Origin of the sequence: Pseudomonas sp. LRP2-20, assembly GCF_024349685.1 — a bacterium.
Taxonomy (GTDB): domain Bacteria; phylum Pseudomonadota; class Gammaproteobacteria; order Pseudomonadales; family Pseudomonadaceae; genus Aquipseudomonas.
In genome coordinates this window covers 5,587,287-5,601,196 of the sequence record NZ_AP025944.1, presented here as the reverse complement: position 1 = coordinate 5,601,196, position 13,910 = coordinate 5,587,287, and the positions used below count along the sequence as shown (strand labels likewise).

Below are 13,910 nucleotides of genomic sequence, written 5' to 3'. Positions count from 1 at the left end.
GCCAGCTTACAGTCCAGTTACAAGAAAAACTCAAGCCCTCGGCCCACGCTGCCGTTAACCCACCGGTGTACTCATCTATTCACGTGTGCTGCCGATGAAGTAAAGGCACAATGCTATTATTGATCTGCCGGGTCGGAGATTGCCCTTGTTTCGTCTAAACGCTGTTCGCGCGAGCCATTTCCTGCCTTCGCTGTTTCTGTTGCTGGCTGGGCTTGCGGCGGCTTATGTAAGAGACCTCAGCGTCTTCTTCACCTCACTGTTCAACGTCCTTCCCACCCTGGTCCTGCTGCTGGGCGGCGCCTACTGCGCCGTGTATCGCCGCCAGCGTGAGCTGTTCCTGATGGTCACGGTGTACATCGCCTATTTCCTGCTCGACACGCAGACCGACTACTACCGCGACAATGGCCGCGTGCGCGAGGATGCAGCGGTGATCTTCCACCTGGTGTGCCTGTTGCTGCCGGCCCTGTACGGCTTGTTCGGTGCATGGCAGGAGCGCACTCACCTGGCCCAGGACCTGCTGGCCCGCTTCGCTGTGCTGTTCGCCGTCGGCAGCGTGGCGGTGGCACTCGAGCAAAGTTTCCCGCAAGCGCTGCTGAGCTGGCTGGCGGAGATCCGCTGGCCGTCGCTGCATGGCCAGTGGATGAGCCTAATCCAGATGGTCTACCCGGTATTCCTGGTGGTTTTCGCCCTGCTGGTGGTGCAGTACCTGCGCGAGCCGCGGCCTTTGCATGCGGCGCAGCTGATTGGCCTGATCGGTATCTTCTGGATGCTGCCCAAGACCTTCATCCTGCCCTTCACCCTGAACATCATGTGCAGCCAGGTGATGCTGATGATTGCCGCTGCGGTATCGCACGAGGCCTACCAGATGGCCTTCCGTGACGAACTTACCGGGTTGCCTGGGCGCCGCGCGTTGAACGAGCGCATGCAGCGCCTGGGTCGCAACTACGTGATCGCCATGACCGACGTCGACCACTTCAAGAAATTCAACGACACCCACGGCCACGATGTCGGTGACCAGGTGCTGCGCCTGGTCGCCAGCCGCTTGTCCAAGGTCACCGGCGGTGGCCGCGCCTATCGCTACGGAGGCGAGGAATTCGCCCTGGTGTTCGCCGGCAAGACCGCCGAAGAGTGCGTGCCGCACGTGGAGGCGGTGCGCGAGATGATCGCCAACTACACCATGCACCTGCGTGACCAGAACAGCCGCCCGCAGGACGATTCGACCGGGCGTCAGCGCCGCAGTGGCAGCGCTGGCGGCACGGTCTCGGTGACCATCAGCATCGGCGTGGCCGAGCGGCTGGTCGACCATCGCAACCCGGAAGAAGTGCTCAAGTCCGCCGACCAGGCGCTTTACAGCGCCAAGGGGGCCGGGCGCAACTGTGTCATGGTCTATGGTCAACAATCCCAGCGCGGGGCCGTGCGGATGGCGTGACCAAAATAGACTGCATGGTCGCATGATGACCCTATGTCTCGCAAAAGTTGTTCGGTTACACTGGATTCAACCCCAGGTTGCTTTTATTTACGAACCCCGTGCCGCGGTCCGTGTGACCGCCCCGACCCGACCAGCGAGAGGTTGTCATGGCTGACTATAAAGCGCCCCTGCGCGACATGCGCTTCGTATTGAATGAAGTCTTCAACGTGGCCGAGTTGTGGTCGCAACTGCCCGAACTGGCCGAGGCGGTCGACGCGGACACCGCCATGGCTGTGCTGGAAGAAGCCGGCAAGGTCACCAGCAAGAGCATCGCCCCGCTCAGTCGTGCCGCCGATGAAGAAGGCTGCCACTGGGACAACGGTGCCGTGCGTACACCCGCCGGCTTCATCGAGGCCTACAACACCTACGCCGAGGGCGGTTGGGTGGGCGTGGGCGGTGACCCGCAGTTCGGTGGCATGGGCATGCCCAAGGCGGTCTCGGCCCAGGTCGAGGAAATGGTCAATGCTTCGAGCCTGGCCTTCGGCCTGTACCCGATGCTGACCGCTGGCGCCTGCCTGTCGATCAACGCCCATGCCAGCGATGCGCTGAAAGAAACGTACCTGCCGAACATGTACGCCGGTGTCTGGGCCGGCTCCATGTGCCTGACCGAGCCGCATGCCGGTACCGACCTGGGCATCATCCGCACCAAGGCCGAGCCCCAGGCCGATGGCAGCTACAAGATCAGCGGCACCAAGATCTTCATTACCGGCGGCGAGCATGACCTGACCGAGAACATCATCCACCTGGTGCTGGCCAAGCTGCCGGACGCGCCGGCGGGCCCCAAGGGCATCTCGCTGTTCCTGGTGCCGAAATTCCTGGTCAATGCCGACGGCAGCCTCGGTGCGCGCAACCCGGCCACCTGCGGCTCGATCGAACACAAGATGGGCATCCAGGCTTCGGCTACCTGCGTGATGAACTTCGACGAGGCGGTCGGCTACATCGTCGGCGAGCCGAACAAGGGCCTGGCGGCCATGTTCACCATGATGAACTACGAACGCCTGGGCGTAGGTATCCAGGGCCTGGCGTCGGCCGAGCGTTCCTACCAGAACGCTGTGGAATACGCCCGTGATCGCCTGCAGAGCCGCGCGCCGACTGGGCCGCAGGCCAAGGACAAGGCCGCTGACCCGATCATCGTTCACCCTGATGTTCGGCGCATGCTGCTGACCATGAAGGCGCTGATCGAGGGCGGTCGTGCCTTCTCCACCTACGTGGCGATGCAACTCGACAGCGCCAAGTACAGCGAAGACCCGGCTACGCGCAAACGCAGCGAAGAGCTGGTGGCGCTGCTGACCCCGGTGGCCAAGGCGTTCCTCACCGACCTTGGCCTCGAGTGCACGGTGCATGGCCAGCAGGTATTCGGTGGTCATGGCTACATTCGCGAGTGGGGCCAGGAGCAACTGGTGCGCGATGTGCGTATCACCCAGATCTACGAAGGCACCAATGGCATCCAGGCGCTGGATCTCATGGGGCGCAAGGTGGTGGCCAGTGGTGGGGCGTACTACAAACTGTTCTCTGCCGAGATTCGCCAGTTCATTGCCAGCGCGGGCAGCGAGCTGGAGGAGTTTGCCAAGCCGCTTGGCGCCTGTCTCGATCAGCTCGATGGGCTGACCGAGTGGGTGCTGGAGCAGGCCAAGGGTAACCCGAATGAAATCGGTGCCGCGTCGGTCGAGTACCTGCATGCCTTTGGCTATGTGGCCTATGCCTACATGTGGGCATTGATGGCGCGTGCAGCCCAGGCGGCTGAAGGCGACGAGGCGTTCTATTCGGCCAAGCTGGGCACCGCACGGTTCTACTTCGCCCGGTTGCTGCCGCGGGTGAATTCGCTGGTGGCCTCGGTGAAGGCGGGCAGCGAGTCGTTGTACCTGCTGGATGCCGAGCAGTTCTGAACGATCGCGTAAGGCTCTTCGCGGGTAAACCCGCTCCCACAGGGATATCACCGCTATGAGGGCGGCGCAATACCTGTGGGAGCGGGTTTACCCGCGAATGGGCCCAAGCCGATCTATCTGGGAATGACTACTTCTTGTAAGCCTTTTCCTACATTACGCGGTGACTTTTCGCCACTGGCATCAGATTGGATCCACGGTTAATCTTTCCACATGGACGTTGCGCAGGAAGCGCAAAGGACAGAACAGGGACAACGAAGGATTACCTGCCAGGATGGCGGGGCGATAGGGATGTCACAGGGAAACAGTCTAGAGAACCCCGCTTCGGCGGGGTTTTCTTCGTCTGGGTGTTTTTCAGCCAAGCACATCCAGCGGCGGGGCGCCCAGTTGCCGCGAATCGGTCTCTTCCTCCAGCAACGTGCGCAGCAGCTCCACCGACGCCTGCTGGCGTTGGGCATCACGGAACACCAGGCCAACCTTGAGCGGCACGCGCGGCTCACTCAGCGGCTTCCACAGCAACCCCTGGTCATCCTCTGCGGCATCCTTGGCCCGCCCCGGCAGTATGGTCGCCAGCGCCGTGTGCGCCAGGCTGTCGAGAATCCCCGCCATGTTGTTCATCTCTGCTTGTACCTGTGGCCTGCGGCCCTGGGCAGCGAGCTGTTCCTTCCAGATCTGGCGGATCTGGAATTCCTCACCGAGCATCAGCATCGGTAATTCGGCGGCCTGCTTGATGGAGACTTTCTTGAAGTCCTTCAGAGGGTGGGTGGCCGGGATCACCACCTGCAACTCGTCTTCGTACAGCAGCGAGCCGTGTAGCCCAGGCTGGCGCGGTGGCAGGTAGCTGATGCCGATGTCCAGGTTGCCATTGAGCAGCCGCCGTTCGATCTCCAGCCCCGACAGTTCGTAGATCTGCACCACCAGGTGCGGCTGGGCCTTGCGCACACGCTCCAGCAACTGCGGCACCAGGCTTGGCCGCACGGTCTGCAGCACGCCGATGGCCAGCGTGCGCAGCGACTGGCCCTTGAAGTTGCGCATGGCTTCATGGGCCCGTTGCAGGCCATCCAGCAGCGGCACGGCATGGTTGTACAGGGTGTGCGCAGCCAGGGTCGGCAGCAGGCGCTTGTTGCTGCGCTCGAACAGGCTCAGGTCGAGGCTGTGCTCAAGCTGGCGAATCTGCTGTGACAGTGCCGGTTGCGACAGCGACAGGCGTTCGGCGGCGCGGCCGACATGGCCTTCTTCATACACCGCGACGAAATAACGCAGTTGGCGAAAATCCATAAGTAACACTTATCGAAAAAGCTGGGAAAACGAAATGGCCGCAAACGCTGCCGAAGCCTAGTCTATCGCCGTATTCCAACGGGTTACAGCGATCCAGCAGCTCATTGTTACCGCAGTTGAAAAACACTTTTGATAGGCAAGGCAAAATTATTCTGTGCCGGCAGCAAGACCGGACCCTGGCCGCCCTTTACCGTGATTGGTTGGAGCCCCGATGAACCTGTTCAACCTGCGCCGTTCGGCCCCTGCCGCGGTTGCCGAGCCCAAGCGTGCGCCGGTGATCGTGGCGGATGCGCCGCAGTTGTCCCGCGAGCGCCTGATGCCGAGTACCGAGCGTGCGGCGCAAGTGTTCGTGCGTGGTCAGGGCTCCTGGCTGTGGGACAACGAAGGGCATGCCTACCTGGACTTCACCCAAGGCGGCGCGGTCAACAGCCTCGGGCACAGCCCGACGGCGCTGGTCAAGGCGCTGGGCAACCAGGCCCAGGCGCTGATCAACCCAGGGGCGGGTTACCACAGCCGTGGCCTGCTGGCGCTGGTCAACCGCCTGTGCCAGAGCACCGGCAGCGACCAGGCCTATCTACTCAACAGCGGTGCCGAGGCCTGTGAAGGGGCGATCAAGCTGGCGCGCAAGTGGGGCCAGCTGCACCGCAACGGCGCCTACCACATCATCACTGCCAGCCAGGCCTGCCATGGCCGCAGCCTGGGCGCGCTGTCGGCCTCCGACCCGCTGCCGTGCAACCGTTGCGAGCCGGGCCTGCCGGGGTTCAGCAAGGTGCCGTTCAACGACCTGGCGGCGCTGCATGCCGAGGTCGATTCGCGCACCGTGGCGATCATGCTCGAACCGGTACAGGGCGAGGCGGGGGTGATCCCGGCTACACGCGAGTATCTGCAAGGCGTGGAAAAGCTCTGCCGGGAACTGGGCATCCTGCTGATTCTCGACGAAGTGCAGACCGGCATTGGTCGCTGTGGGGCATTGCTGGCGGAACAGACCTACGGCGTGCGCGCCGACATCATCACCCTCGGCAAGGGCCTGGGCGGTGGTGTGCCTCTGGCCGCCCTGCTGGCTCGCGGGACCGCATGCTGTGCCGAACCGGGCGAACTGGAGGGCAGCCATCACGGCAATGCGCTGATGAGCGCCGCTGGCCTGGCCGTGCTGGATACCGTGCTGGAGCCGGGCTTTTTCGAGCAGGTGCAGGACAGTGGTCGTCATCTGCGCGATGGCCTGAGCCGCCTGGCAGGCCGTTATGGCCAGGGCGAAGTGCGTGGCCAGGGGCTGTTGTGGGCCTTGCAGTTGCAGGAAAACCTGGCAAAGGGCTTGGTCGACGCCGCCCTGCACGAAGGCTTGCTGCTGAATGCCCCGCAGCCCGATGTGGTGCGCTTCTCGCCGGCACTGACCGTGAGCAAGGGCAACATCGATGAAATGCTGCTGCGCCTGGCCCGGGCCTTTGCCCGCCTGCATGCGCAACAACAGGCCCGCCGCGAGATGCCGGCCTGATCACGAATTCAACGAACCGTCTAGCGTTTCTGCGCATCGCCCCGTGCCTGTTTCATTTGGCCCGGGGCGTTTTTTTTGCCTGTGGAACCTCTGCGATGCGCGGCTAGTCTCTGATGTAACCCCTTCAGGAGAGACCCGCATGGACTTCATTCGCATCATCATCGCCATCATCCTGCCGCCGCTGGGCGTGTTTCTGCAGGTCGGGTTTGGCGGGGCGTTCTGGCTCAACATTCTGCTGACCCTGCTGGGCTACATCCCGGGGATCGTGCACGCGGTGTACATCATCGCCAAGCGCTGAGGATGCCGGGGCCGCAGAGCGGCCCCAGGGTGTTATCCGGCCAGCACCCGGCAATAGAACTTCCATTCTTCTTCGAGTGCATGGGCCTGGTTCTCGGCCTTACGCAAACCATGCCGTTCCCCGGCATAGAAATGGCCTTCGGCGGCGATGCCGTTGGCCTGCAACGCCGCCAACATCGAGCGCGTCTGTTCCGGAACCACCACCGCATCCAGCTCGCCCTGGAAGAAGATCACCGGCACCTTGATCCGTGAGGCATTCAGCAGCGGGGTGCGCTGGCGGTAGCGCTCGGCATCCTGTTGCGGGTCGCCGATCAGCCAGTCCAGGTAATCGCCTTCGAACTTGTGCGTGGCCCGGCCCAGGGCGACCGGGTCACTGACCCCGTAAAGGCTGGCACCGGCGCGGAACACGTTGTGGAAAGCCAGGGCGCACAGCGTGGTGTAGCCACCGGCACTGCCACCGCGAACAAAGGCCTTGCCGGGGTCGATCAACCCTAGCCCGGCCAGATGTTCGACGGCGGCGCAGGCATCCTGCACATCGCTTTCGCCCCAGCGCAGGTGCAGCGCCTGTCGGTACGCCCGGCCATAGCCGGTGCTGCCCCGGTAGTTCAGGTCGGCCACGGCGAACCCGCGCTGGGTCCAGTACTGGATGCGTGGGTCGAGCACCGGGTAGCAGGCCGAAGTCGGGCCGCCGTGGATAAATACCAGCAGGGGCGCGGGGCCACTGGTGCCGGTTGCCGGATAGAAAAAGCCATGGGCAGACGTGCCGCCGCTGCCGTAATGGATCGACTGCGGCAGGCTGATTTGCGCTGCAGGCAACACTTCGGCGCCGCCGGCCAGTACGCTGACCTCATGGCTGGCGCGGGCAATGGCGATCACCGCCGGCGGGCTGATCGGCGAGGCTGCGACGGCATAGAGGTGTTCGGCGTCCATGGCCAGGTTGCGGAACCGGGTGTAGGCGCTGGCAAAGCGTTCCATACGGCCATTCTCATCGCGCAGGCCCAGTTGCCCGATACCGCCTTCGAACCAGGTGGCCAGATAGTGCTGCGGACTTATTGGCAGCCACGTGCTGCTGCCCAGTTGCCAGGGGGCGGCGGCATGGTCGGCCGGCTCAGCCGGTAGCGCTTGCCAATGGCCGTCGACCTCGCCCCACGGCTGCCAGAAGCCATTACGGTCAGAAAGGCAGTACAAGCGGCCTTCGGCATCGAAGCGCGGCTGTTGCAGCGACTCGTCCTCGGCGGCGATGCAGCGCGCAGGCCCCCAGTCACCGTTGGCAGCGCGGGTTCGGCAGATCAGCCGGGTAACGGTCCAGGGTTGTGCCGGCCGGTCCCACTCGACCCAGGCCAGGCGTTGGCCGTCAGCGCTGACCGTTGGCGAGGCATAGAAGTCGGCACCCTCGGCGAGCACTTCGCGGGTGGTTTCATCCAGGGCCACCAGGCGATGCTCGACGCTTTCGCCATGGCGCTCTTCGACGGCCAGCACCTTGCCGGCATGCCACTGCACATCGCCGTAGCGGCACTCGGTTTCGGCGGTCAGGGCTCGTGGTGCAGCGCCTGTGAGGCTCTGGGTGTAGACCTGCTGGTCCGTTTCGTTGACGAACAGCAGCCCGTCACCACCCAGGCAAAAGCTGCCGCCACCATACTCGTATACCCGGCTGCGCACGCTGAAACCATCGGGCGTGAGGCAACGCGCCTGGTGGTCACGCCAATGCCAGATGCGGCAGGCGCCATCGGCCGGGCGGAACTCGTTCCAGAACAGCCCCTCGGCACTGACCTTGAGTTCGGCGAAGTCGGTGCCGGCGGCGACGGCCTGGGCGGCGCTGAAGTCAGCCGCGGACGATGACACGGGAGTTGCGCTCATTGCGGAAGGTCAGCTCTTCGATGGCGAGTTGGGCGGTTTCTGCCTCCTCGCGGGCCTTGAGGATGATGCCGTGGTCGGCCGACTTGGCGCACACCGGGTCGGCCTTGCTGGCATCGCCGGTCAGCATGAAGGCCTGGCAACGGCAGCCGCCGAAGTCTTTCTCCTTCTCGTCGCACGAACGGCATGGCTCGGGCATCCAGTCGTAGCCACGGAAGCGGTTGAAGCCGAACGAGTCGTACCAGATGTGGTGCAGGTCATGGTCGCGTACGTTGGGGAACTGCACCGGCAGTTGCCGTGCGCCGTGGCAGGGCAGGGCGGTGCCGTCCGGGGTGATGGTCAGGAACAGGCTGCCCCAGCCGTTCATGCAAGCCTTGGGGCGCTCCTCGTAGTAGTCCGGGGTGACGAAGATCAGCTTGCATGGGCTGCCCTGGGCCTTGAGCTTTTCCCGGTACTCGTTGGTGATGCGCTCGGCGCGTTCGAGTTGTGCGCGGGTCGGCAGCAGGCCCAGGCGGTTGAGGTGCGCCCAGCCGTAGAACTGGCAGGTGGCAAGCTCGACGAAGTCCGCCTCGAGGGCAATGCACAGCTCGATGATGCGGTCGATCTTGTCGATGTTGTGCCGATGGGTGACGAAGTTGAGCACCATCGGGTAGCCGTGGGCCTTCACCGCGCGGGCCATCTCCAGCTTCTGCGCGAAGGCCTTCTTGGAGCCGGCCAGCAGGTTGTTGACCTGCTCGTCACTGGCCTGGAAGCTGATCTGGATGTGGTCCAGCCCGGCCTCCTTGAAGGCGGCGATGCGTGCTTCGGTCAGGCCGATGCCGGAGGTGATCAGGTTGGTGTAGTAGCCCAGCCGGCGGGCCTCGCCGATCAGCTCGGCAAGGTCCTGGCGCACCAGCGGCTCACCACCGGAAAAGCCGATCTGTGCGGCGCCCATCTCGCGGGCTTCGGCCATCACCTTGAACCACTGCGCAGTGCTCAGTTCCTGGCCCTGGGCGGCAAAGTCCAGCGGGTTGGAGCAGTACGGGCACTGCAGCGGGCAGCGGTAGGTCAGCTCGGCCAGCAGCCACAGCGGCAGGCCGACCGGCACCTCAGGCGAGGGTGATCCAGTGTTCGGCACGGGCCACCTCCATGAATTGCTCGATGTCATCGGCGACTTCAGGCACACCAGGGAATTGCTGTTCAAGTTCGGCGATGATCGCCGCCACATCGCGCTTGCCATCGATCAGCCCGCCGATCAGGCCGGCGCTGTCGTTGAGCTTGATCATGCCCTCAGGGTACAGCAGCACATGGCCCTTCTGCGCTGGCTCGTACTGGAAGCGGTAGCCGGGGCGCCAGTTCGGCGTTTGCTTGCGGTCGAAACTCATAGGGCGATCCCCTTGTGCCATACCCGTTGCTGGGTGACGGTGTGGTAAGGCGGGCGGTTCAGCTCGTAGGCCATGCTCATGGCGTCGAGCATGCTCCAGAGGATATCCAGCTTGAATTGCAGGATTTCCAGCATACGCTCCTGGCCCGCGCGGGTGGTGTAGTGCTGCAAGGTGATCGCCAGGCCATGCTCGACGTCGCGCCGGGCCTGGCCCAGGCGGGTGCGGAAGTATTCGTAGCCGGCAGGGTCGATCCACGGGTAGTGCTGCGGCCAGCTGTCCAGGCGCGACTGGTGGATCTGCGGGGCGAACAGCTCGGTCAGCGAGCTGCTGGCCGCTTCCTGCCAGCTGGCACGGCGGGCGAAGTTGACGTAGGCGTCCACGGCAAAGCGCACGCCGGGCAGTACCAGCTCCTGGGAGCGCAGCTGGTCGGGGTCGAGGCCGACCGCCTGGCCCAGGCGCAACCAGGCCTCGATGCCGCCGTCCTCGCCGGGCGCGCCGTCATGGTCGAGCAGGCGCTGGATCCACTCACGGCGCACTTCGCGGTCCGGGCAGTTGGCCAAGATCGCGGCATCCTTCATCGGGATGTTGACCTGGTAGTAGAAACGGTTGGCCACCCAGCCCTGGATCTGTTCGCGGCTGGCGCGGCCTTCGTACATCGCCACGTGATAAGGGTGGTGGATGTGGTAGTAGGCGCCCTTGGCGCGCAAGGCCTGCTCGAATTCGGCAGGGGTCATTGGCAGTGCGTCGCTCACGGGGCCTCCTTACAACTCGATGCTCATGCCGTCGAAGGCGACTTCGACGCCACGGCGCTGGACTTCGGCGCGCTCGGGGGAGTCTTCATCGAGGATCGGGTTGGTGTTGTTGATGTGGATGAGCACCTTGCGCTGGCGCGGGAAACCGTCGAGCACTTCGAGCATGCCGCCGGGGCCGTTCTGTGCCAGGTGGCCCATCTCGCGGCCGGTACGGGTGCCGACACCACGGCGCTGCATTTCATCATCCTCCCACAGCGTGCCGTCGACCAGCAGGCAGTCAGCGCCGTGCATCATCTGCAGCAACTGGTCGTCGACCTGGCCGAGGCCAGGGGCGTAGAACAGCTTGCCGCCGGTGCGGGTGTCCTCGACCAGCAGGCCGAGGTTGTCGCCGGGGTGCGGGTCGAAGCGGTGCGGTGAGTAGGGCGGCGCGGCGCTGCGCAGCGGGAAAGGCGTGAACCTGAGGTCAGGGCAGGCTTCGATGACGAAACTGCCTTCGAGTTCGATGCGGTTCCACTGCAGGCCACCGTTCCAGTGGCTGAGCATGTTGAACAGCGGGAAGCCGGTGGTCAGGTCCTGGTGGACCATGTCGGTGCACCAGACCTGGTGCGGGCAGCCCTCGCGCAGGCTGAGCAGGCCGGTGGTGTGGTCGATCTGGCTGTCGAGCAGGACGATGGCGTTGATGCCGGTGTCGCGCAGGGCACGCGCCGGCTGCATTGGCGCGAAGGCCTGGAGCTGGGCGCGGATGTCGGGCGAGGCATTGCACAGGATCCAGTGCTCACCGTCGTCGGACAGGGCGATCGACGACTGGGTGCGTGCCGTGGCGCGCAGGCTGCCGTCGCGATAGCCCTTGCAGTTGACGCAGTTGCAGTTCCACTGCGGGAAACCACCACCGGCGGCGGAACCGAGAATCTGGATGTACATGGCCACTCCTTCTGCGAAAAGCCGTATCGGAAAAACGACGACGCCCCGGCAGGCCGAGGCGTCATGCCGCAAAGCAGGGCTTAGCGGTTGGCGAAGTACATGGTCACTTCGAAGCCGATACGCAGGTCAGTGTATGCAGGTTTGGTCCACATGGGCGTTCTCCTTCCGGATGGGGTTGGGGTACTTCAGCTACTAGTTGGGTTCCGCCTCGAGCAGGAGGTTCCGTTGGCTGAGATAGCGTTATCTTACAAGAAAACTTTGTACCGAAAGGTTAATTCTTTGATAAGCGCCCTTGCAGCAAACGTAACAATCCCCGCAGGATCAGTGCCAGGACGCATCTGGCGCGGCGCTGTTGGCCAGGCATAGCCAGGCGCAATCGGTGCCGAGCAGGTCGCGTAACAGGCCATCCAGATCCGCTTGTTGCGTCATCAGAATAGACCGCTGCAGCGCAAGCAGGTCGCCGGGTTGTGTGGCCAGGTGTGTCTGCCATGCCCATTCGGCGACATCGGCGTTGGCCATGGCTGCCTCGTCGAACTGTTCGGCCAGTGCTTGTCGGGCGCCGGTGTCGAGTGTGACGCCTTGGCTCAGAAGCGCGCGCAGGTGCTCGAGGATCTCGGCCTGACTGACATGCGGCGACTGCACGCCGAACAGCAAGCCACCGATGCCTTCGACCTGACGGAAGGTACTGAACACCGCGTAGCCGAGTTGCAGTTCGACCCGCAGGCGTTGATACACGGGGCCTTGCAGCAGCTGCGCCAGCAGGCGACCACAGGCTTGTTGCCCGGTAGGCACTGGGCAGAACAGCAGCAGGGCATTCTCACTGCCCGCCACCTTGGCATGCTGCCAGCGACGGCCCGCCCAGAGGGGGGCTGGCGTGGGCGTAGCGCCTTGCCCTGGGCAGCCCCGCAGTATCGCGCCCAGCGCCTGCGCGGCGCGGGTATCAAAGCCTACAGCCAAGCCATGCCAGAGGCTCTGTTGCCAGGCGCCATCGAGCAGTGCCTGGTCGAGGGTGCAAGACCCAGGTGTTTCGGGCCAAGTGCCGAGCACGCTGTCCGGTAGTTGATTGATCAGCGCCCTGATCGGAATCAGGGCGAGCGCTTCAGGTGGCGTTGGTTGCCAGATGGAAGGCGCCTGCAGAAGCGCCAGGGCTTGGCCTGTGGCGCGTATCACGGCTGCAGGGTGGCCAGCGCAGCGCAACTGCCAGTATTCGCCTGACGCACTGAACTGCAATTGCACCGAGGCACGCTCGCAACGTGCTTGCAGGGGCTGCAAAGCGCGCACGAGCAGGCCATGCAGGCGCTGGCGCAATGCCGATGGCACGTGCCAGCGTAGATAGAGTGCGGCGTATTGCCTGGCTGGCGGAAGCAGGTCGCAGAGGCCCAGCGCAGGTGGCAGTTCTGCAGCTGGAAGAGTGGGCAGCTCATCGAGCAACAACGGCTCGGCCGCAGGCAGCTGCCATGCCCCGTATGCGCAACGCGGCAGCTGTTCAAGCAATGCTTCGAGCGCGGCCCGCGCGTGTGAATCCAGCGCGGCAAACGGCTGCCCGGCGCTGTCGCGACGGGCCAGTTCCAGCGCGCTGGCACTACGTTCGCGACGTTGTTGCAACAGGTCGAACGCGTTGTTGAGTGGCGCGCAGGCGGCCTGGAGGACGAAGTCGAACCAACCGTGCAGCAGCTTCAGTGCCTCATCGCTGTCGGCATCCGGGGCAAGCTTCAGGTCGATGTGCCAGAGCAGTTGCCCGGCGAAGGCATACAACTTCTCGACCTTGAACCCTTTGAGCCAGCCGCGTCGCTCCAATGCATCCAGCCAACTGCCGGGGCCGTTGTCAGCGAGGTTGGCCATCAGCAGCTCCAGCGCCTGTTCTGCACCTGCGGGCAGCCCCTGGTGGGCGAACAGCAACGGCCTGTTGGCGGCCAGGGCGGGAGGCAAGGTCTGTGGCACAAGGGCACCCGCTTCGAAGATGCCGGCGTATTGCCTGCCAAGTTGTTCCAGTTCATCCAACGGCTGCGGGCCGCAGAGGCTCAGGGTGATCTGGCCTCCTTGGTAGAAGCGCTGGTGAAAGCCCGTGAGCGCTTGCTGGAAGGCAATATTGCGCAAAACGAGGGAATAGCGGTTGCCTGCATGAAAACCGATTAGCGGATGATCGCCAGCCACAGATTGCAACAAGGCGAACTGCTGCTGCGCCTGCGGGTTACGCGACCAGGCGATGAACTCGGCATGGATGACTTCCCGCTCACGGTGCTGGCGTTCGATGCCCAGGTCCGGTTCGGCAAGCATCTGGCACAGGCGCTCCAGGCCTCCGGCCAATGCCGCGGGTGGCACTTCGAAGAAAAAATCGGTGGTGCGCTCGCGTGTGCTGGCGTTGACCTGGCCGCCCAAGGCCTGGACGTAGCGCATCAGGCCGTCTTGCAGTGGGAAGCGCGCGGTGCCGAGGAAGAACAGGTGTTCAAGGAAGTGGGCCAGGCCCGGCCACTGACGCGGTGCATCGTGGCTGCCCGCGTGTACGCGCAGGGCTGCAGCCGAGCGCTTCAGGCGCGGGGCGTGGCGCAGGGTCAGCTGTAGGCCGTTGGCGAGTGTGAGGTGGCGGGTGGCGTCAGGCAT

At 64.3% G+C, this 13,910-nt stretch carries 12 protein-coding genes; 4 read left to right on the top strand and 8 right to left on the bottom strand.

All coding sequences use genetic code 11. From position 1 onward, the window contains the following. Positions 1-145 precede the first annotated feature (145 nt). A complete protein-coding gene (locus OCX61_RS25245; protein WP_261941827.1) occupies positions 146-1,429 on the top strand; it encodes a GGDEF domain-containing protein in 1,284 nt (427 codons plus the stop codon). Positions 1,430-1,575: 146 nt separating this feature from the next. Then, a complete protein-coding gene (locus OCX61_RS25240) occupies positions 1,576-3,354 on the top strand; it encodes an acyl-CoA dehydrogenase C-terminal domain-containing protein (RefSeq protein WP_261941826.1) in 1,779 nt (592 codons plus the stop codon). Between the two features lie 351 nt (positions 3,355-3,705). On the opposite strand, the gene OCX61_RS25235 is transcribed toward OCX61_RS25240, so the two are convergent. Beyond that, a complete protein-coding gene (locus OCX61_RS25235) occupies positions 3,706-4,629 on the bottom strand; it encodes a LysR family transcriptional regulator (RefSeq protein WP_261941825.1) in 924 nt (307 codons plus the stop codon). Positions 4,630-4,840: 211 nt separating this feature from the next. On the opposite strand from OCX61_RS25235, the gene OCX61_RS25230 reads away from it, so the two are divergent. Both OCX61_RS25230 and OCX61_RS25225 read left to right on the top strand, forming a co-directional pair. After that, positions 4,841-6,121 (top strand): aspartate aminotransferase family protein, encoded by a 1,281-nt coding sequence (locus tag OCX61_RS25230; RefSeq protein WP_261941824.1) that lies wholly within the window; start codon positions 4,841-4,843, stop codon positions 6,119-6,121. 139 nt (positions 6,122-6,260) lie between these two features. Continuing rightward, positions 6,261-6,419, top strand: a complete 159-nt coding sequence (locus OCX61_RS25225) for a YqaE/Pmp3 family membrane protein (RefSeq protein ID WP_009681539.1) — start codon at positions 6,261-6,263, stop codon at positions 6,417-6,419. A 32-nt stretch (positions 6,420-6,451) separates the two neighbouring features. On the opposite strand, the gene OCX61_RS25220 is transcribed toward OCX61_RS25225, so the two are convergent. The 7 genes from OCX61_RS25220 to pqqF form a co-directional block, all read right to left on the bottom strand. After that, complete coding sequence (locus OCX61_RS25220; RefSeq protein ID WP_261941823.1) at positions 6,452-8,275, bottom strand: S9 family peptidase; 1,824 nt, start codon at positions 8,273-8,275, stop codon at positions 6,452-6,454. Next, positions 8,241-9,389, bottom strand: a complete 1,149-nt coding sequence (gene pqqE, locus OCX61_RS25215; protein ID WP_261941822.1) for a pyrroloquinoline quinone biosynthesis protein PqqE — start codon at positions 9,387-9,389, stop codon at positions 8,241-8,243. The genes OCX61_RS25220 and pqqE overlap by 35 nt, the downstream gene beginning before the upstream one ends. Continuing rightward, positions 9,361-9,636, bottom strand: coding sequence for a pyrroloquinoline quinone biosynthesis peptide chaperone PqqD (gene pqqD, locus OCX61_RS25210; RefSeq protein ID WP_261941821.1), 276 nt, complete (start codon positions 9,634-9,636; stop codon positions 9,361-9,363). Before pqqD ends, pqqE begins: the two co-directional genes overlap by 29 nt. Next, positions 9,633-10,370: a pyrroloquinoline-quinone synthase PqqC gene (gene pqqC, locus OCX61_RS25205; protein WP_176247323.1), complete on the bottom strand. Its 738-nt coding sequence runs from the start codon at positions 10,368-10,370 to the stop codon at positions 9,633-9,635. Before pqqC ends, pqqD begins: the two co-directional genes overlap by 4 nt. 27 nt (positions 10,371-10,397) lie before the next feature. After that, positions 10,398-11,309, bottom strand: coding sequence for a pyrroloquinoline quinone biosynthesis protein PqqB (gene pqqB, locus OCX61_RS25200; protein ID WP_261941820.1), 912 nt, complete (start codon positions 11,307-11,309; stop codon positions 10,398-10,400). A gap of 80 nt (positions 11,310-11,389) precedes the next feature. Then, positions 11,390-11,461 (bottom strand): pyrroloquinoline quinone precursor peptide PqqA, encoded by a 72-nt coding sequence (gene pqqA / locus OCX61_RS25195; protein WP_003243383.1) that lies wholly within the window; start codon positions 11,459-11,461, stop codon positions 11,390-11,392. Between the two features lie 169 nt (positions 11,462-11,630). Beyond that, a complete protein-coding gene (pqqF, locus tag OCX61_RS25190; protein WP_261941819.1) occupies positions 11,631-13,910 on the bottom strand; it encodes a pyrroloquinoline quinone biosynthesis protein PqqF in 2,280 nt (759 codons plus the stop codon).